The sequence below is a fragment of the Clostridium celatum DSM 1785 genome (assembly GCF_000320405.1).
GTDB classification, from domain to species: Bacteria; Bacillota; Clostridia; order Clostridiales; family Clostridiaceae; genus Clostridium; species Clostridium celatum.
On sequence record NZ_KB291598.1, the window covers coordinates 24,452 to 45,402 of the forward strand.

Below are 20,951 nucleotides of genomic sequence, written 5' to 3' on the forward strand. Positions count from 1 at the left end.
TATTATATTCTCCTATAAGTTTCTTTTGTTATTTTTTCATGAGATGAACCTACAAAATCTTCAGAATTTATTAATTGCCAAGAATTATTTTTTAAATCAATATCAAAGTATAAATCTGAAGGATAAAGTCTATTCCATTTATAAATAACTAAAGTATTAATTTTATTTTCATAATTAAATAATGATTTGTTTTCAACTAAACAGAAGCTAGTTTCATCACATTCATTAAGAAAATCCTCACAAACTTTAATATTTCCAGTATCAATATCTTTATATAATTTGTAGGAATATTCATTCATAAAAAGATTAGTGTCTTTAACTATATCCTTTATACTATTTCTAAGTATCTTATCTTGACTTTGTCTTCTTTTGTTAAACATCATTCCATTTTTATCATCTAAACAAACAATTATATTCATAGGTTACCTCCTTCTTTTACTCTTTGTATTATATCAAAAATATTAAAATATAGTCATATATATATTTATATTTTAAATTAATGATAGAAAAATTTTATGTGACATATAAATATAAAGTTTTATGTTAAAATAATATTAAAATTACTTAAGTATTAGGGATGTAGTATTTAAATGCAATAATAAATATTAAAATACAGATAAATTAAGTGATAAAACAACTGAAAATATAGAGACTTGGAGAGGGATTTTGATGAATACAATAATATATTTAACTAGACATGGACAAACTTTATGGAATATAGAGAAAAGATTGCAAGGAAGAGGAAATTCACCATTAACAGAAGATGGAATAGAAAGAGCTAAAGAACTGAGAGATAGAATTAAAGGAATGAATATAGATGTTATATATTCAAGTCCAATAGAAAGAGCACTTAATACTGCAAATATAATTAAGGGTGATAAAAATATAGAAGTAATAACTGATGATGGTCTTATGGAGATGTGCTTTGGTGATTATGAAGGAAGAAGAACAGATGAAGTTATGAAAGAAAATCCTAGTTGGGATATAGGTCTTATTATGAAAGGTAATACTATATTATCTGCACCTAATGGAGAAAATTTAGCAGAAGTTAGGGATAGAGTATCAAAAACTATGGATAGAATTATAGAAGAAAATAGGGGTAAAACTATTTTAATAGTAGCTCATGGAATAACTCTTAAGGCTTTGATGTATTATTTCAAAGATGATGAAGTAAATGATGAAGTTATGGGACAAGCAACTTTAACTAAAATAAATATAGATGAAAATAATAATTTTCATATAGAGTATAAAAATGATAATAGCCATTTTACAGTAAAAGAACAAAAGTTAGGATGGTAAATTCAGATATTGTTATAGAAAATTATTAAAATTAAAGTAATAAATAATATGTAGATTTTATTCTTCATATAACTAGTAAGAAGTGATACTAAATTTGTAGTTAAATTAAAAAAATGAAAACTTAAAAATATTAATAAGTAGAATAAAAATACTATTTCCAAAGAGAAGTTTATTTGGAAATAGTATTTTTTATAATCTCAACTAAATCTAATAATACAAAATCAATTCTATTATTAGCATTAATAACAAAATCGGATTTATCTTTATAACTCATAATATGTAAATTAGTTGTTCTTGTTATCATTGATAGAGTATCATCATTTCTAAAACTCATTCGTTTTTCCATGACATCTACAGGAACATCAAGATAAATGGTAATTGCTTGAGTATTTAAAAGTTCTTTCATTTTAATGGCTCCTTTATCATCTAAAACAATAATTGAGTTACCATTAAGTAAAGATGAGTTTATAGAGTTTAAGCAAGTTCCATAGTAGTTTCCGAAGTTCTCAACATACTCTAAAAAATCTCCGTTATTGATTTTTGATTCAAAATCAACTCTATCATAGAAGTAGTAATCAGTGCCATGGGTTTCGTTTTCTCTTGGATTTCTTGAAGTAGAAGTAATAATTTTTCTAAATGGAGATTTATTTAAATTGTCAATAACTAAATTTAAATTTTCTAACATTGCTAATTTAGAAGAATCATCAACTTGGTTAATTAGATTATTTAAGATAGTAATATCCTTATGAACTAGAAAGTTAGAAATTAAGCTTTTTCCTGCAGCAGATGGCCCAACCAATATAAATAATTTATTCATAATAAACACCTTTTTTAAAATTTTTATAATATATGATTTGTATATTATATCATGTTTTTTTTAGGAAACAATAACTAATGAATAGTAAATTAAATAAAGACTAAGAGGTGCATGATGGAGAGAAAATTATTATATATAAGTGTTAATTCAAAGCCGGAAGAATTATCAGCTTCTAAAACTGTAGCAAGAAAATTTATAAATAGCTTTTTAGAAAAGCATAATGACTTTAAAGTTGAGGAAGTAGATTTATATAAGGAACATATTCCAAGGTTAGAATATCAATATTTTGAAGATAGAAATTGTGTAATTAGTGAAGAAGCTGCGAAGAAATTACCAGAAAAAGATCAAAAGGAAATACGAAGAATAAGAGAGTTATGTGACCAATTTATAAGTGCAGAAATGTATGTTATAGCATCTCCAATGTGGAGTTTATCATTTCCTGCACCATTAAAGGAATACATAGATTGTATAGTTCAAGCTAATAAGACTATTTCTTTTGAAAAAGGTAAAAAACCAAAGGGATTATTAGATGATAAAAAGAGAGCTTTAGTTTATATACAATCTTCAGGTGGTAATATACCATGGGCGCTAGATCCGATAATGGATAAAGGAGAAAATTATATAGCTAAAATAATGAAGACTATTGGTATTAAGCATGTTCAAGAGCTTAAAATAGATGGAACAGGTACAACTGAAGAGGAAAGAGAAAATGCTATAAAAAAAGCTGAAGAAAAAATTGATACAATGATGGTTGATATAGATTTATAAAAAAATATTTGTTTGACAAATATTTTTTATAATATAAACTAAATTTAGTCGAGTAGCAAGAAAGCGTAAATCCAGATATATTTGCGCTTTCTTTTTTGTGTTTAGGTTTAAATGGCTTATAAATATGGTTATGGTAGCTTTCCCAAAAATACTCCTGAGGCAAAGAAAAAGCTGATGGAAATAAATCCATCAGCTTCGAACAGAAAACAAACTTAAAACAGAAAGGAACTGTTTTAAAATCACAAGTAAACAAACAGAATTAATCTGAAAGTTTACTATTTACAACGAGAAATTATATCATAATTAATATGATACAACAATATAAAAAATCATTAAAAAACGTAGCAAAAATAAATTTTATTTAGCTGGTTCCCATTTACAACGAACTGGTGAAACAATAGCTTCATCCTTCTTAAGTTCTTTAAAAGCTTTATCTATATCTTTACGATCAAGTCCTGATAATTTTTCAACTTCACCAGCACTAATTGGCTTTCCAGATTCTCTCATAACATTTAAAATAGTTTCTTTAATATCCATAATAAACCTCCGATGTTAATAATTATTATTAATTAATATTATATATTCATTATAGACATAAATCAATAAATATAATCAATATTAAATTTAATAAATAAAAATATAGTATAATATTATTATAAAATTAGTCTGGTTTATGAAATTTAATAATGTATATTGGAGGAATTATAATGATTACATATAAAAATTTATATGATAATAAGAACATTGAAGTTATAGCAAGTAAAGGTGGAGTCAAGGTCCTTGAGTATAAGAGAGATTTAAGTGTAGATACTCAAAGTGCAATAAATGCATACTTTGCATCAGAAATGAATGTAAGAAAGAGACAAGTGCTAATTGAATTAAATGGAGATGCATACACAATAAGTGCAGGAGCAATGCAATGGACTGCAGGTGCTGTGAAAATGGTAGCAGATGTTAAAGGAATTGGAGATTTTTTTGGTAAAGCAATATCTTCAAAGGTGACAAAAGAATCAGCAATTAAGCCTAAGTATGAGGGTAAAGGACTATTGATGTTAGAGCCAACATATAAACATATACTGCTTGAAGATGTTTCAGAATGGAATGGCTTAGTTCTTGATGATGGTCTTTTTCTTGCATGTGAATCTAAAATAAAACAAAAAGTAGTTGCAAGAACAAATCTTTCTTCTGCAATGCTTGGAAATGAGGGCTTATTTAACTTATGTCTTGAAGGTAATGGGATTGCAGTGTTAGAAAGTCCAGTACCAAGAGATGAACTTATTGAATTTGATTTACAAAATGATGAGGTTAGAATTGATGGTAATTATGCAATTGCATGGTCTAAGTCTTTAGATTTTAGAGTTGAAAAATCAAGTAAAAGTTTAATGGGATCTGCTGTTTCAGGAGAAGGGTTTGTAAATGTATATCGTGGAACAGGAAAAATTCTTATGGCTCCTATAGTATAAGCTATATGAGTTAAATGAAATATATAAATATATTAAATTTAAGAAAGGAGATATATTAGCTTTCATAGCTAATATAATTACAAACTATGATTAAATGGGGGATAATAGCACCAGGAACTATTGCAAATGCTTTTGCTAAAGAAATAAATAATTCACAAGATGGAAAACTTGTAGCAGTATATGGAAGGAATTTAGATAAGGCTAAAAGATTTTCAGAGAAATATAATATAGACAACTATTATAGTGATATAAATGAATTTTTAAATGATGATAATATAGATGCAGTATATATAGCTACTCCGCATAATTATCATATGGAGTATGCTATAAAGTGTATTAGAGCAAAGAAGCATATATTGTGTGAGAAGCCATTTTCATATAATTATAAAACTAGTAAAGAAGTATTAGAGTTAGCAAAGGAAAATAATATATTTATAATGGAAGCATTATGGACTTTATTTTTACCAGCAATAAAGCAAGCTAAAAAATGGATTGAAGAAAATAAAATAGGAAAAGTAAAATTAATAACAGCAAATTTTGGTTTCAAGAGTGAAGAAGATATTAACTCGAGGTTATATAATCCAAATTTAGCTGGAGGAGCATTATTGGATGTTGGAATATACCCAATATTATTTTCTAATTATATAATTGGAGATAAACCAATTGAAATAAAAGCTAATGCAACAATGACTAGAACTAATGTTGATGAAACTGATGCTATTAGTTTTAAATATACTGATGGAGAAGTAGCATCATTAACATGTTCTATTTCAACTGAAACTGATAATACAGCAGTTATTTATGGAGAAAAAGGAAAGATAGTTATACCTACTTTTTGGATGGCAAAGGAAGCTTATTTATATAGTGAGAATAATGAAGAAAAGTTTAAAGATGAATATAATGAAGCAGGTTATAAGTATGAGATTATAGAGGCTAATAGCTGTATAAGTGATAAGAAGCTAGAAAGCAATGTAGCATCACATAATTTAACTTTAGATTTAGCAGCAATAATGGATGAAATTAGAGAACAAATAGCATTAGTATATCCTTTTGAATAATATATGAATTTTTTTAATATAATATTTAGTTTAAAATTTGCAACTAAATATGGGTAAAAGTATAGACAGTATATAAATTCTAATGTGAAAGTACGGTTATTATTGTTATAAATGTAATAAAATTATTCTTGAAATAAATATAGATTTTATATATAATAAAAAAAGAAATTTATGCGCGTATAATTGTTCAGCGTGGAATCAAGTGTTTGGTTCCACGCTTATTTTTTTGTTAAATAAAAATAAAACTTACTACTGACGTTAATTCATAGGAGTAAGTTCAATTAGGGAGAGAAAATAGAAATGGAATTTTATATGAAGTTACCAAGAAATAAGAAAGAGATGGCAGTTTTTATAGGTATAATTTCAGTTATATCTGTATGTATAATTGCACCATTAATAACATGTTTTGAAGTTGGATTTAATATGACAGTGTGGGAACAAGCTATGAAAAGTGTGCCCTTTATATGGATTAGTGTTATTATAATTGTTTTACTTACTCATAAGCCAGCAGAATGGTTAACAAGAAAAATAATAAAAGAAGAAGATAGTTTAATGCACATATTATAGTAAATACATTATGGACAGTATTTTTAATGTCAATTTTATTAACTGTAATTGGAACATGGATTGGTATAGGAAAAATAACTATGGAGCCTATTTATAAGTTTTTTTATAAATGGCCAAGAAACTTTGCAATTGCATTTGCTGTAGAAATTTTTATAGCACAACCTATTGCTAGATTTGTAATGTTAAAATTACATGAATCACAAGAGAAGAGAGTTGAACTTTCTCAAGGATAAAAAATAATTAAAAATTATTTTTTTGTTAAGAAAAAACTTACGAAAAAAATTTGAAATTGATATAATATATATATAGGAAGATCTAGTAATTACTGGGTAAACGAAAAGGATTTGTTTCGCTCTAATTCACTGAGTTTAACAAGTCCTTTTTTTCATATTGATGCATAGTAGCATTAATATAAATTAATAATTTAAGGAGGAATTCAGAAATGAAAAGAGTAAAGGCTGCCTGTATTATACAGACATTACATTTTCAATTAAAGGAGGATTTAGATCATGAGTATGCAGTGAAAATGATTAAAGACGAAGTAGATAAGTATAAAAAAAGTCTTGAAAAATCTAAAATGAAGTATAGAATTCTATCTGAAACAGAGCAAGAGGATGGATCTGTTATAATAGAGATTAAGAAACAGTATAATCAGTCACCAATTGGAAAATATTTAGAAGAATAGCTATTGAAGTACTAATTATATTATATTTAGATTATTTTACATCAGAGTTACAGCTAAATAAATATTAATAAGATTATATTATAGTAAAAGTTGATAATTGAAGTTATCAACTTTTACTTTTTTATATAAAAAGCAAAAGAATAAAAAATTGGATGGCAAATTAACATGAAAGATAAATTAAGAAGTAATTATTATTTATAATATGATAAAATATAGGTAGTTAAAGTAATTTATTAAATAAAGGGGTAAGTATAAGTGGAGAGGTTAATTACAGTTAAGGGAATTGGTAATGTAAATGTTAAGCCAGATTTAATAATTATAAATATGGAGTTAGTATCACATAAATATGATTATGAAGAAACTATGAAGTTAGCTACAGATTCAGTAAGTAAATTAGAAAAAGCTATAGAAGAAGCTGGATTTAATAAGAAAGAATTAAAAACAACAAGCTTTAATATTAGAACAAGTTATAAGAGTTATTATGATGAAAATAAGAATTACAAAAACAAATTTGATGGTTATATTTGTGAGCAAGGTTTAAAGCTTCAATTTGATTTGGATATGCAAGTATTATCAAAGGTACTTACAGCAATTACAAAGTCAGAAGTGGAACCTAGATTAAATATAAGATTTTCTGTGAAAGATAAAGATAAAGTAAATGAAGAACTTCTTATTAACGCAACAGAAAATGCAAGAAGAAAGGCAGAAGTTTTAGCTAAGGCATCTAAAGTGAATCTTGGTAAATTAGTAACTATAAATTATAACTGGAGTGAAGTAGGTATTTATTCTAAAACAACATATGAAATGGAGAATAAAAGCCTTGTTATGGAAGAAGCATATGCACCTAATATTGAACCAGATGATATAGAACTAAGTGATACTGCAACATTTGTTTGGGAAATAAAATAAATAATAGAAATATAGAAAATATACATCTAATAAAAGGTGTGTATTTTTTTAATATATACTAGAAGGTGAAAATTTTACTACTAATAAATAGTATTTTAAAAGTACTATTTGAAATTCATTATTAAAAATTCACTTAAGATGACTAAAATTTTTTAATAAAACATAAAAATTTAATAAAGAGAAATTAATTAATAAAAAATGATAAGATATAAACATATAAGATATTAGGGAGACATAAGTTGATATGATAAGAAATATAAAAAGTAAAGATATAGATAGAATAATGGGAATTTGGTTAAGAAGTACTATAAAAGCTCATGATTTTATATCTAAAGAATATTGGGAAGACAACTATAATGATGTAAGAAATATATACATACCTATGGCTGAAACAGTTGTATATGAAGATGAAGAGGATATAAAAGGTTTTATAAGTATAATAAATAATGAATTTATAGGCGCATTATTTGTGGATATAGATTATCAAGGTAGTGGTATTGGTAAAAAGTTAATAGATTATGTAATGGATAGATATAAAAAGTTAAATTTAGCAGTATATAAGGAAAATAAAAAATCAGTGGAATTTTATATTAATAGAGGATTTAAAATAATAAAAGAACAAGTAAATGAAGACTCAGGACATAATGAATATATAATGGAAAAGGCAGTAGATATAAATTAAGGTATTGATAAAATATTAAATTGAAAATGAAGTAATAGGTGAGTAAGGTGGAAAGAAGAGCAGTAATAGATATTGGATCAAACTCTGTAAGATTAATAATTTATAAAATACAAGAAGACTCAACATTTAAAGTAATTAATGAAGAAAAAAGAACAATTAGATTAGGAAGTTATTTAACAGAAGATAATTATTTAGCTGATCAGGGAATAGATACACTTATTAATGTACTAAAAGAGTTTAAATTTATATGTAAAAGATATGAAGTTACAGATATTTGTGTTGTTGCAACAGAAGCTATTAGAAGGTCTATAAATAGAGATGATATTTGTAATAAAGTTCAAGTAGATTTAGGATTAAAAATAAATATTTTATCAGGAGAAGAGGAAGCTAGATATGGATATTTAGCAATTAAAAATTCAATGAGAGAAAAGGACGCTATTTTATTGGATTTAGGTGGCTCAAGTATGGAGATTACGCTTATGAAAAATGGAGAATTAAAAGAAACTATAAGTTTACCATTAGGATGTATTCCTCTTACTAAAAGATTTAATAATATTGAAACTGAAGATGAAAGGATTAAGCTTAATACATTTATTTATGATACTATTAATGAAATATCATGGTTAATAAAAAATGATAAAATGAATGTAATTGGAATTGGTGGTATTGCAAAACATATAGCCAGAGTATATAAGGAAGATAAAGATTATCCTAAAGAATTACTTCACAATTATAGTATGACAATAGATGAAATCTCTAAAATATATAATGATTTTTTAAAATTACCTATAAATGAAAGAAGTAAAGTTAAAGGGTTATCAAAAAAGAGAGCTGAGATATTTGCAGCACCAGTTGGGGCTATTTTATCAATACTTCAATATTTAAATTCGGAAAAGCTTATTATAAGTGCTGTGGGACTTAGAGAAGGTATAATTTATGAAAATTTAAAAAATAAAATATAAAATAGGGAAACCGTTAGTTTCCCCATTTTTTATCATTATATTTGCATACAAATTATTAATTATTCAATTAGTATTAGATTAACTTAATATCTCTTCCAACTCTTCAGATAAAGATTTTGCAAGAATAAAATTATTATCTCTTAAAGCTAGTTCTATTTTTGTTTCAACTAATTTTTTCTTTTGTTCAATTTCTAAATAGTCCTTGTTAAAATGATTAGCATAAATCATCTCTTTAAATTCTTTAATACTAATTTTTCTAATTTTTTTATCTTCAATGATTAAAACATAATCTATACAGTTTGTTATAGTATAGTAATCATGAGAAACCATTAAAATAGCGCCTTTATAGTTTTTAATAGCTTTTTCTAATGCTATTTGTGAATATGTATCTAAGTGACTTGTAGGTTCATCAAGAAGTAGAAGGTCAGTTCTAATTTCACCAATTTTAGCTAGCTGAAGCAGATTTTTTTCTCCACCAGATAAAGTTCCTATCTTTTGATTAAGTAATTCTTCATTAAAATTATAACCTTCCAGATATTCTTTAATATCATCACGAGTTTTAAAACCAAGATCAAAGAACTCTTCAAGTATTGTATTAGAATAATTTAATGTTTGACCTTGAAGCTGAGATAAATAACCTATATTAATATCTTTATCTATTTCAATAGAAGAATTATTATTTTTAAAGATTTCTTGGAAAAGTGTAGATTTACCTGTACCATTTGAACCAACAATAGCTACTTTATCAGTTGATTTAATATGAAAGCTAACATTTTCTAAAAGCACTTCATCAAAAGCAACACTATAGTCATTAACTTTTAAAGCTGTTTTTTCTTCTACTTCATTAGTTGTAACGAAAATAATATTAGGTTCTTTAATATCTACAAATGGAGCTTTAATCCTACGTTTTTCTAATCTTTCTTGGAATTTAACTCTAGCCCTTAAAGTTTTTCCTCTAAATTGTTCAGCATTCTCTGTTGCTAGTTCTCTTAATTTATCTATTAAGATTTCATTTCTCTCAATTTCTTCAGTATCAGCAGTTGCTAATTCTTGCAATTCAATTTTAGTTTGAAGTAATGAGAAATTATAATCAATATAGCTACCATCAAACTCCTGTATTTCCATGTTTTCAAGATGAATAATTTTATTGAAACAATGATTTAATAAGTATCTATTATGGGTAATAATTAATGTTGTTCCTTTGTGTGAATTGATTAGATCCTTAAGAGAATTAAGATTTTTAAAATCTAAAAATACGTCTGGTTCATCCATAATAAGTAAGTCAGGACTAGTTAGCATTGATTTAATTACTTGAATAAGCTTGAATTCTCCACCACTAAGCTCAGATATTAATAAATCTTTATATTTAATTAATTCTATAAGATTTAATTTTCTATCAATAATATTTTCAAAATCATCACCATTAATTGCTTCAAATGCATCTAGAGCTTGTTGATATTTTTCAAGTAAAGTATCTATATCTGATGATGTCTCCATTTCAGCACATATAGATGTTATTTCATTTTGTAGTTTAATAAAGTCTTCTGCAAGATATTCAAAAACTGTAATATTTTTTGTTTTATCTAGCTCTTGGAATTGACGCACATATCCAATTCTACAATTTGGCTCCATTTCTAATGATCCATCAAACATATATTTTTCTGGATCCATAATTATATCTATAAGCGTACTTTTTCCACTACCATTTGTTCCTATAAAGGCACAGTGTTGACCTTCTTCTAATGTAAAGGAAATATTATTATATAGATTTTTTTGTGGAAAGGAGTAGGATAAGTTTTCAATTTTTAGCATAGTAGTACCTCTCTTTATCGCTAAAAAAGAGCCTATATTTAATAAAAATAAGCTCTTTAATATTATTATTTTATCAATGAAAATTTTACACTTGATAAAGATATTTTTTAGTTTAATATTGATAGATTAACACTTTTTTGAGCTAAGTTCAATGATTTCATATAAGTAACAAAAATTGTCATAGTAAATTTAGAATTATGGATGGCCTAGTGAGTTGAATATAATTTACTTTCTAGAATAATATTATTAAGCTAGGGAAATATTATCTTATTAATAATAAGATAAGGAGATAATTATGTTACAAAAAATAGAGGAAATTAATTTATTAAAATTAATGAAGGATATAAAAAATATGATTTCAGAAGGTAAGGTGGAATTAAAGAATGAGGATTATGAAATCAGAATAAGAAAAAATGATAATATTACTGATTTAGAACCATTAATGAAATTACTAAATATTATGGTAAAGGAAGATTACTTAGTAACAGAGCTATACTTTGAAAATAAGACTGATTTTGAAAAGTGTTTTAATGTTAAATATGAGAATAGACTAAATGAGATATTTCATAGTATAAGAATAGAAGAACTTAGATGGGAAGATGAAGACACTTATAATGGAACATTTATTTATCATGAAGTTTATGGAGGAAAATTAAAATTTGAATTAGCATGTATTAAGTATTTAGCTAGATTTCAAAGACAGATAATATGGGATATAGGTTAAGATTTAACTTATAATAGAGACAAAAATATTATTATTAATTGAGGTATGATATGAATAAGTTATATAAACATTCTTTGAAAATTGATAACAGACAAACAATGATTGATATTACAAGTATTATTGAAGAAGATATTAAAAATAGTGGTGTTGAAGAGGGAATAGCAATTATATATTGTCCGCATACAACAGCTGGAATTACTATAAATGAAAATGCTGACCCTGATGTTGTTAGGGATTTAATTTATGGCTTTGAAAAGGTATATCCAACAAATGATAAAAATTATAAACACTTTGAAGGTAATTCACATGCACATATGAAATCTTCAACTATAGGTGCATCTCAAACACTAATTATAAATGAAGGAAGATTGATTTTAGGACGCTGGCAAGATGTATACTTTTGTGAGTTTGATGGACCTAGAAATAGAACATTTTATGTTAAAATAATGGAAGGTTAGTTAATTGAAGAGAGTGTATTTGTACCTAGAATTTCTTTGAAGCTGATAGGGGATAAATTAAAAAAATTCTCAGAATTGCATATGTAATATCATAGAAGAAAAATAGAGTTTCATAAGTATAACAATAAGGTGGTGCAATTTATAAATGAAGGACTTATCAAAAAAGATAATTGAAGTAGAACTTATATCATTAGATCCTTATAGAGCGACTAGGGAAGAGGTACTTTCAGAAGATACATTTAAATATATAAATGCTATTGAAAATGAGTTTTTAAAAGAGAGTATTATATTATACTCTAATATAAGCATTATACCTAAATATGATAAAATTAATAAGTAAAGAAATTATAATGGGGGAGTAATATTGAAAGAGGGAATATATGAGCAAGTAATAAACAAAGAAATACTAGAACAACTAAACAAATTAGAACAAGAAAATTTTATTATAGATAAAGATAAAATAGATAAAGAAGAGGCAAAAGTAATTCTTTCACAATATATATCAAGAGTGATAAGAAAATCACTAAACTATATAAGAGATAAAGAAAAAGAAGATAGTGAAAAACTTATAAAACAAATAGAAGCTTGTAATAACATAATTAACATATTAAGTGAAGTGTCAAATGAAGAGGATATTAAAAAATATGAAATAGATAAAAATGGAGAAATGTTAAATGCTTTATATTCTAAGGTAAATAATAAAAGAGCACTAACTAAAAAACAGGCAATAAGGCCAGTAACTCCATTATCGCAAAGTTCATTATTCACAGGTTCAGGGCAAGAGCCGAATATGTTAGGGGAGCTTAATAAAGAAATATTATCATGTGATTCTATAGATTTATTAGTTTCTTTTGTAAAATGGAGTGGAATTAGATGTATTATTGAAAGTTTAAGAGAAGCAACGCAAAGTAATAACAAAAAACTTAGAATAATTACAACTTCATATATGGGAGCTACAGATATTAAAGCTGTTGAAGAATTAAGTAAGTTACCTAATACAGAAATAAAGATTTCTTATGACACAGAAAGAACAAGACTTCATGCAAAGGCTTATATGTTTAAAAGAGATACGGGCTTTACAACTGCATACATAGGTTCATCAAATCTTTCTAATGTTGCATTAACTTCAGGATTAGAATGGAATTTAAAGATTACGGAGCAAGATTCTTTTGATATTATAAAGAAGTTTGAAGCTACATTTGAAAGCTACTGGAATGATTTAGAGTTTGTTTCTTATAATGGAACAGAAGAAGATAAAAAAAGATTACAAGTATCTTTAAGAAAAGAGCAAAAAGATAGTGATAATGAATTAAATTTCAGCTTTGATATAAGACCATATGCTTATCAAAAAGAAATATTAGAAAAGCTTAAAGTTGAAAGAAAAATATTTAATAAAAATAAAAACTTAGTAATTGCAGCAACAGGTGTTGGTAAAACAGTAATTTCTGCTTTTGATTATAAAGATTTTTGTAAAGAAAATAGGGGCAAGGCTAATAGGATATTGTTTGTAGTTAATCGTGAAGAAATATTAAAACAAGCAAGAGATACTTTTAGGGCAATATTAAAAAATAATAATTTTGGTGAATTGATGGTAGGAGGAAGAACTCCTGAAAGCTTAGAGTATTTATTTGTATCTATTCAAAGTTTAAATAGTAGGGATTTATGTGAAATAACATCAGAGAATTATTATGATTTTATTATTGTAGATGAATTTCATCATGCGGCAGCGCCATCATATCAAAGATTATTAAGTTATTATAAACCAAAGGTATTACTTGGGTTAACTGCAACTCCTGAAAGAAATGATAATAAAGATATATTTAAATATTTTGAAGATAGAATATCGGGGGAGATAAGATTACCAGAAGCTATTGATAGAAAACTATTAAGTCCATTTCAATATTTTGCAGTATCTGATTCGGTAGATTTATCAAAGCTTAAGTGGCTAAGAAAAGGCTATAATATAAGTGAATTAGATAAAGTTTATACAGGAAATGATATAAGAGTAAATAATATATTAACAAGTTTAAATAAGTATATTACAGATATAAATGAAGTAGTAGGTTTAGGGTTTTGTGTAAGTAAAGAACATGCTAAATTTATGGCACAAAGGTTTAATGAAGCTGGAATTGAATCTTTAGCATTAACTGATGAAAGTAAAAAGGACGATAGAAATAGTGCAAAGGAAAAGTTAGTTAATGGAGAATTAAAGTTTATTTTTGTTGTGGATATATATAATGAAGGGATGGATATTCCAGAGGTCAATACTATTTTATTCTTAAGCCCTACTGAAAGTTTAACAGTATTTCTGCAACAACTCGGAAGGGGATTAAGACTTAGCGAAGGAAAAGAATGTTTAACAGTTCTTGATTATGTAGGGCAAGCTCATGTAAATTATAACTTTGAAGAAAAGTTTAGAGCATTAATAGGTAAAACTAACAATTCAGTAAAGAATTGTATTGAAAATGGATTTTTAAGTTTACCAAAGGGATGTTATATTCAATTAGAAAAAGAAGCTAAAGAATATATTTTAAGAAATATAAAATCTGCAGCAAACACAAAGAGTAATTTATTAAATAAGCTTAGAACTTTTAAAGGTGATACAGAACTTGAATTAACTTTAGAAAACTTCTTGAATTATCATAATTTATCTTTAGTAGACTTTTATGGAAAAAGTAAAGATAGAAGCTTTGCTAAAATGTGTGTAATGGCAGAGCAAAGAACTGATTTTAATGATGAAAATGAAGATATAATTACAAAGAAGCTATGTAATTTATTTTTTATTAATTCAAGAAGATTTATAGAATTTGTAGTTAGTTTAATAAGAAGTTATGATGATATTTCTAATGTCCACTTTAGTAATGAAGAAGGCTTAATGTTAAATATGATGTATTATATTTTCTATAATGATGCACCGCAAAAGATAGGTTTAAAATCATTAAAAGAAGGAATTAATAAACTTCTTAATAATAAGGTTATGATGAATGAGGTTTGTGATATATTAGATTATAATTATAAGCATCTTGACTTTATAGATAAAAAGGTAGATTTAGGATATGATTGTCCTTTAGACTTACATTGTGATTACTCAACAGATGTTATTATGTCTGCTTTTGGTTATTATAATGAAGAAAAGAAACCAGCTTTTAGGGAAGGTGTTAAGTATTTTGAAGATAAGAAAACAGACATATTCTTTATTACTTTAAATAAAAGTGATAAAGATTTTTCACCATCAACATTATATGAAGATTATGCAATAAATGAAAGGTTATTTCATTGGCAAACTCAAAGTAAAACTTCAATACAAAGTGCAACAGGACAAAGATATATTAATCATTTAAAGAATGGCAATAAAATAGCTCTTTTTGTTAGGAAGCATAAAGCTAGAGATGGACTTACATCTCCATTCACTTATCTTGGTACATGTGAATATAGAAGTCATAGTGGTAATAAGCCAATTAGTTTTGTATGGAAACTTCAAGAAGAGATTCCAGCAAGTATGATTAATAAAGCAAATAAAAGTATTATAATATAAGGTATAAGAAAATTATGATACTAAGGTGTGGCGCCTATATTCAAGAGGAGCCACACCTTTTGGTTTTTTCTGTAATCTTTTTTTATTGTAAAATCATTAGAGTTTTTCACAGTAAGATAATGAATACACGACTAATGCAAACATTTACAATAAAAGAAAGTTATGTTAATATATGTATAATACTTGCAACTATTATTATAAAAGGGGAAGTGCTTAATCTAAAATAATTAAAAATTTAGATTTTTTATTATTTTAGAAAATAATAAATTAAGGAGGATATTAGTAAAAAATATAGCTATTTTAGGGGGAGAGTTAAATGTTAAGGGGAAAGAATAAAAAGATATTAAAGACAATATGCTGTGCGATGCTGTGTTCTTGTATGATATTTGAAATGTCAGTATTTGCGACAGTAACAAAAGAGAACATTCAAGAAGGTAAAGGTAATACTGATAAGGATTTAACTTTATGGTATGATGAACCGGCACCAATTTCAGGGGATAATAGAATGTTAGAAAGTAAGTTATTACCTTTAGGAAATGGAAATTTGGGAAGTAGTGTTTTTGGAGGAGTGGAAAAGGAAAGAATCCACTTTAATGATAAAACATTGTGGACAGGGGGGCCAGATAATCCAGATGGAACGATGAATGATGGTACACAATATCAAGGTGGAAATAGATTGTTTGAATTTAATGAAGAGGGATATAACAATCTTATAAGTAAGTTTGATTCAAATGACCCTTTAGTACCAACAGGAAATACAGGAGTATCTAGTACATTATTTTCCAATCGGCCTAATTTAGGTTCGTGGCAGGATTTTGGTGATATATATCTTGATTTTAGCGAAATGGGGAGTAATTCAAAAAATGTTGATAATTATGAAAGAAGTTTGGATATAAAAAATGCTATTTCAGAGGTAATATATGATTATAATGAAACGACTTATTTAAGAGAGCACTTTGTAAGTTATCCTGACAATGTGTTAGTAACAAGATTATCTAAAGATGGAGATGGAAAATTAGATTTTGATGTTGAACTTAAGAAATCTTCAGCATTAAGTTCAAATGATGCAACTACCTCTATTGATGATAACAATACTACTATTAAGTTAATAGGAACATTAAATGGAAATAAAATGAAATATAGTGCTTCATTAAAGGTAATTGTAGATGGTAAAGAAAGTACTGTAGAACCAAATGGAAATAGTACTATTAAAGTAAGAAATGCTGATGAGGTAGTATTAATTTTTTCTACAGGAACTGACTATAAAAATATATATCCTGGATATCGTACAGGGGAAACAAGTGAAGAAGTAACTAATAGGGTAAATAAGGTAATTAATGATGCAGCTAAAAAAGGTTACAATACATTATTAGAAAACCATGTAAGTGATTATAAAGAGCTTTTTGATAGAGTATCATTAGATTTAAATGAAATTGCACCTAATGTTCCAACAGATGAGTTAATTGAAAATTATCGTAATGGAATATATAGCAAAGCTTTAGAGGCTTTAGTTTTTCAATATGGAAGATATTTAACTATTGCGTCTTCAAGGGAAGGCTCATTACCAAGTAATTTGGCTGGTTTATGGAGTATTGGCTCACCTTTATGGTCAGGAGATTATCATTTTAATGTAAACGTTCAAATGAATTATTGGCCAGCATTTTCTACAAATTTAGCTGAATGTGGTAAAGTTTTTGCAGACTATATGAGTAGTTTAGTTATACCAGGCAGAAAATCAGCAGAAATGAGTATAGGTGCTAAAACTGATGACTTTGAGACTACTCCAATTGGAGAAGGAAATGGATTTATGATCCATACAGCAAATAATCCCTTTGGAAAAACATGTCCTAATGGTGAAGAATATTATGGATGGAATCCTAATGGGGCAACTTGGGCATTGCAAAATGCATTTGATTATTATGAATTTACAAAGGATAAGGAGTATCTAGAGTCAACTATTTATCCTATGGTAAAAGAAGTTGCTAATATGTGGACTAACTCATTAATTGAAAGTAAAGTTCAAAAAATAGGTTCAACTGAAGAACAAAGATTAGTAGTTGCCCCATCTACATCTGCAGAACAGGGACCAATGACTGTAGGAACAACTTATGATCAATCATTGGTATGGGAAATTTTTGAGAAAGCAATAAAAGCCGCAAATATATTAGAAAAAGATTCTGATGAAATAAAAATATGGACAGAAATGCAATCTAAATTAGACCCTGTTATTATTGGGGAAGGTGGACAGATAAAAGAATGGTATCAAGAGACAACTGCAGGGAAATATTTAAATAATGGAGTGACAACTAATATACCATCTTTTAATAGAGATTATGGTGGAGAGTCACATAGACATATTTCACATTTGGTAGGACTATTTCCAGGAACTTTAATTAATAAAGATAATACAGAAGAAATTGAAGCTGCAAAGGTGTCTTTATTAGAAAGAGGCTTTAAAGCTACAGGGTGGTCTAAAGGCCATAAGCTTAATTTATGGGCAAGAACTTTAGATTCAGAAAATACTTATAAAGTAGTTCAATCAATGCTTTCAACAAACTATGCTGGTATTATGGATAATTTATTTGATTCACATGGATTTGGAACAGATCATGAACAAAGTCCAGGTTTTCAAATTGAAGGAAACTTTGGATATACATCAGGTATTGCAGAGATGCTTCTTCAAAGTCAATTAGGTTATGTTCAGTTCCTTCCAACAATTCCTGATGAATGGAGTGATGGAGAGGTTAAGGGTTTAGTAGCAAGAGGAAATTTTGTAGTGTCTGAAAAATGGCAAAATGGATTAGCAACAGAATTTACTGTTCAGTATAATGGTGATGAAAAATTAGCTGAATTTACTGGAGAATATAAAGATATAAAGAATGCAAAAGTATATGAAAATGGAAAGATAATAGATGTTGAAAAAGATGATAATAACGATAGAATAACATTTTCTATGAAGAAGGGTGCAACATATAAAATAGATTTTTCTAATGTAAATGTTGAAAGAATTATAGAAATTGCACAAGAGTTAATTAATAATATTCATAAAGATTTAATTAACTTAAAGGAAGAATTAATTATGTTATCAGAAGATGTAAAGCTTGGGGCAGATGATGATAATGTAAAATTATTAAGTGATTGTATACAAAAAGCTAATATTATTAATTCAGCATATCCAAAAGTTATTGATTGTGATGAAAAAGTATATATGATTACAAAGGATAATGAATTAACTCAGAATCAAATAGATCAAAGTTATATAGATATTTATGAAATAAAGAATAGGATGTTAAAAAATGATTCTAATATTGATATATATCTAATGGATAAAAGTAAAGCTGAGGCAATGTTAAGCAAATTTAATTCTATATTGAAAAACAATGTAGTTATATTTAGTAAAGATTCTGGTGAAGTAGATATAAATGATGCAAATCTGAGTTTATCTACAAGCGAAGATAATAATTATACTATAAGATATACGCTTGATGGTACTGACCCAATAAAAACATCCACCATATATGAAAATCCGATAAACTTAAATAAAGACAATGATAATATTATTAAAGCTGCATTATTCAAAGGAGAACAAAAAGTAAGTGAGATTTTTTCTGAAAAGTATGTAAATGAAAAGATAAGTTTTAAATCAGCTCATAGTGATAATTATTATAATAATAACAATAATTATTCACCAGATAAAGCAATAGATTCAGATAAATATACACGTTGGGCTACTAATGATAATACAAATAGTGTAGATATAACGCTTACTTTTGAAGATATTGAAACTATAAGTGCATTAAAATTTGAGCAGTTTGTATCTTATAGAAATTGGACAGATACTTATGAGATAAAGGTTTTAGTAAATGATGAGTATGTAACAGTAGCTGAAGGAGATAAGCTAGGAGATCAAAGTCAAGGGAACGGGGGAGATCGTGCAATTAAATTAGTAAACTTTAATCCCGTTTCTACAAGTTCTATTATTATTTCAATGAAAAATTGCAGTAATCCATCTTATTATAGTATAGATGCTTATAATTTCTTAGCGGAAGAAATTAATGAAAAGGGAGATTCAGAAGAATTAAATAAAGTTATTGAAGAAGCAAGTAGTATAGATAAAAATGATCCATTATACGTAAATGCAGAAGAAATATTAAGAAAAGCCTTTGATTATTCTTTAGAAAATGCTAAGGGAGTAACTGATGCTAAACAATCAGTTATGGATTCGAGAACTGTGTTCTTAAAGAAATATTTAAGTCGTTTAGGATTTGGAGAGGGTGACAAAACAGAATTACTTTTAGCTATTGAGCAGGCAAGTAAAGCAATTGATTCAGGAAGATACACTGATGAGAGTATAAAAAGATTAAATGCAGTTTTAATGAAAGCAAAAGAATTAGCTGAAAATAATGATGCAAAACAACCTGAAATTAATGAAATGATTAAAAATTTAAATGAGGCTATAAAATTGTTAGAGGAAAAATATTATACAGAATCAATACAATTAAGTGATGGTGTAATAGAAAGTGGTAGCTGGCGTGTTGTTCCTGCAAGTGAAACTAATTCAGGAAATTATTACTCAACAACAAAGGGGAGTAAATTAGTATATGAGTTTACAGGAGTAGGGATTAAGCTATATGGGGTAAAAAATAGTGATCATGGAATAATGAAACTTACACTTAAAAAGGATGGTTTAGTTCAAAAGGAAGAAATTATAGATTGCTATGAAACAGGGCGGGATTGGAATGCTCAATTAATCAACTGGCAAGACCTAGACTTAGCAACATATACTTTAGAGATAAGTCATGAGGGAAAGAGGGAAGAAGCAACTAATAGTTATATTGAAATAAAAGATATACTAGTTACTAAGGTTAAAGAAGATATTTCTACTGAGCCTAATTATGATTTGAATAATGATGGGAAAGTAAATATTGGTGATTTAGCTATTTTATCAAAACATTATGGTAAAAATAATGTAAACAATAGTGAAGAATGGCAATCTTTAAAAGTGTATGATTTAAATGTAGATAATGAAATAAACACTGAAGATATGAAATTATTAACAGATAAAATATTAGGTAATTAAATTTATGAATCAAAGATAAAATCAAAAGCTGATAGTTAATTCTATCAGCTTTTTTGTATATTATTTAATTTTATAATTTTAACCAAAGTTAATAATAATAATTAATATTTTTTTATACTCTGAATAAATTTA

The 20,951-nt window shown here is 26.6% G+C and carries 19 protein-coding genes; 15 read left to right on the forward strand and 4 right to left on the reverse strand.

What is annotated here, in order from left to right; genetic code table 11:
* Positions 1-2 precede the first annotated feature (2 nt).
* Positions 3-419, reverse strand: a complete 417-nt coding sequence (locus HMPREF0216_RS00345) for a hypothetical protein (protein WP_005209759.1) — start codon at positions 417-419, stop codon at positions 3-5.
* Between the two features lie 250 nt (positions 420-669).
* Here HMPREF0216_RS00345 and HMPREF0216_RS00350 point away from each other — a divergent pair, with 250 nt between their 5' ends.
* Positions 670-1,299: a histidine phosphatase family protein gene (locus HMPREF0216_RS00350; RefSeq protein ID WP_005209760.1), complete on the forward strand. Its 630-nt coding sequence runs from the start codon at positions 670-672 to the stop codon at positions 1,297-1,299.
* A gap of 169 nt (positions 1,300-1,468) precedes the next feature.
* Here the strand turns inward: HMPREF0216_RS00350 and HMPREF0216_RS00355 are convergent, their stop codons facing one another.
* Positions 1,469-2,116 carry a guanylate kinase gene (locus HMPREF0216_RS00355; RefSeq protein ID WP_005209761.1) on the reverse strand — a complete coding sequence of 216 codons (648 nt, stop codon included), beginning with the start codon at positions 2,114-2,116 and terminating at the stop codon, positions 1,469-1,471.
* A 111-nt stretch (positions 2,117-2,227) separates the two neighbouring features.
* Between HMPREF0216_RS00355 and HMPREF0216_RS00360 the strand changes: the two genes are divergently transcribed.
* Complete coding sequence (locus HMPREF0216_RS00360) at positions 2,228-2,884, forward strand: FMN-dependent NADH-azoreductase (protein WP_005209762.1); 657 nt, start codon at positions 2,228-2,230, stop codon at positions 2,882-2,884.
* A 357-nt stretch (positions 2,885-3,241) separates the two neighbouring features.
* Here HMPREF0216_RS00360 and HMPREF0216_RS00365 read toward each other — a convergent pair whose 3' ends face one another.
* Positions 3,242-3,421, reverse strand: coding sequence for a hypothetical protein (locus HMPREF0216_RS00365; RefSeq protein ID WP_005209763.1), 180 nt, complete (start codon positions 3,419-3,421; stop codon positions 3,242-3,244).
* 170 nt (positions 3,422-3,591) lie between these two features.
* Between HMPREF0216_RS00365 and HMPREF0216_RS00370 the strand changes: the two genes are divergently transcribed.
* The 8 genes from HMPREF0216_RS00370 (at position 3,592) to HMPREF0216_RS00400 (ending at position 9,210) form a co-directional block, all read left to right on the forward strand.
* Positions 3,592-4,347, forward strand: coding sequence for an AIM24 family protein (locus HMPREF0216_RS00370; RefSeq protein WP_040418346.1), 756 nt, complete (start codon positions 3,592-3,594; stop codon positions 4,345-4,347).
* Between the two features lie 86 nt (positions 4,348-4,433).
* Positions 4,434-5,405, forward strand: coding sequence for a Gfo/Idh/MocA family protein (locus HMPREF0216_RS00375; RefSeq protein WP_005209768.1), 972 nt, complete (start codon positions 4,434-4,436; stop codon positions 5,403-5,405).
* Between the two features lie 300 nt (positions 5,406-5,705).
* Positions 5,706-5,972, forward strand: a complete 267-nt coding sequence (locus HMPREF0216_RS18030) for a hypothetical protein (RefSeq protein ID WP_005209770.1) — start codon at positions 5,706-5,708, stop codon at positions 5,970-5,972.
* A gap of 26 nt (positions 5,973-5,998) precedes the next feature.
* Positions 5,999-6,205, forward strand: a complete 207-nt coding sequence (locus HMPREF0216_RS18035) for a DUF2798 domain-containing protein (protein ID WP_005209771.1) — start codon at positions 5,999-6,001, stop codon at positions 6,203-6,205.
* Between the two features lie 209 nt (positions 6,206-6,414).
* The gene (locus tag HMPREF0216_RS00385) at positions 6,415-6,657 is read left to right on the forward strand and encodes a hypothetical protein (RefSeq protein ID WP_005209773.1); all 243 of its coding nucleotides are present in this window, start codon (positions 6,415-6,417) and stop codon (positions 6,655-6,657) included.
* A gap of 255 nt (positions 6,658-6,912) precedes the next feature.
* Complete coding sequence (locus HMPREF0216_RS00390; RefSeq protein ID WP_005209774.1) at positions 6,913-7,566, forward strand: SIMPL domain-containing protein; 654 nt, start codon at positions 6,913-6,915, stop codon at positions 7,564-7,566.
* Between the two features lie 244 nt (positions 7,567-7,810).
* Entirely contained in the window at positions 7,811-8,248 is a 438-nt protein-coding gene (locus HMPREF0216_RS00395; protein WP_005209776.1) for an N-acetyltransferase, read from the forward strand.
* 47 nt (positions 8,249-8,295) lie between these two features.
* A complete protein-coding gene (locus tag HMPREF0216_RS00400; protein WP_040418358.1) occupies positions 8,296-9,210 on the forward strand; it encodes a Ppx/GppA family phosphatase in 915 nt (304 codons plus the stop codon).
* Positions 9,211-9,288: 78 nt separating this feature from the next.
* On the opposite strand, the gene HMPREF0216_RS00405 is transcribed toward HMPREF0216_RS00400, so the two are convergent.
* Entirely contained in the window at positions 9,289-11,022 is a 1,734-nt protein-coding gene (locus HMPREF0216_RS00405) for an ABC-F family ATP-binding cassette domain-containing protein (RefSeq protein WP_005209778.1), read from the reverse strand.
* A 295-nt stretch (positions 11,023-11,317) separates the two neighbouring features.
* On the opposite strand from HMPREF0216_RS00405, the gene HMPREF0216_RS00410 reads away from it, so the two are divergent.
* The 5 genes from HMPREF0216_RS00410 (at position 11,318) to HMPREF0216_RS16070 (ending at position 20,819) form a co-directional block, all read left to right on the forward strand.
* The gene (locus tag HMPREF0216_RS00410; protein WP_005209779.1) at positions 11,318-11,746 is read left to right on the forward strand and encodes a hypothetical protein; all 429 of its coding nucleotides are present in this window, start codon (positions 11,318-11,320) and stop codon (positions 11,744-11,746) included.
* A 50-nt stretch (positions 11,747-11,796) separates the two neighbouring features.
* Positions 11,797-12,204, forward strand: a complete 408-nt coding sequence (locus tag HMPREF0216_RS00415) for a secondary thiamine-phosphate synthase enzyme YjbQ (protein WP_005209780.1) — start codon at positions 11,797-11,799, stop codon at positions 12,202-12,204.
* A 145-nt stretch (positions 12,205-12,349) separates the two neighbouring features.
* Positions 12,350-12,544, forward strand: a complete 195-nt coding sequence (locus HMPREF0216_RS00420; RefSeq protein ID WP_005209781.1) for a hypothetical protein — start codon at positions 12,350-12,352, stop codon at positions 12,542-12,544.
* A gap of 24 nt (positions 12,545-12,568) precedes the next feature.
* Positions 12,569-15,739 carry a DEAD/DEAH box helicase gene (locus tag HMPREF0216_RS00425; protein WP_005209782.1) on the forward strand — a complete coding sequence of 1,057 codons (3,171 nt, stop codon included), beginning with the start codon at positions 12,569-12,571 and terminating at the stop codon, positions 15,737-15,739.
* A gap of 316 nt (positions 15,740-16,055) precedes the next feature.
* Positions 16,056-20,819: a glycosyl hydrolase family 95 catalytic domain-containing protein gene (locus HMPREF0216_RS16070; protein ID WP_051040631.1), complete on the forward strand. Its 4,764-nt coding sequence runs from the start codon at positions 16,056-16,058 to the stop codon at positions 20,817-20,819.
* Positions 20,820-20,951 lie beyond the last annotated feature (132 nt).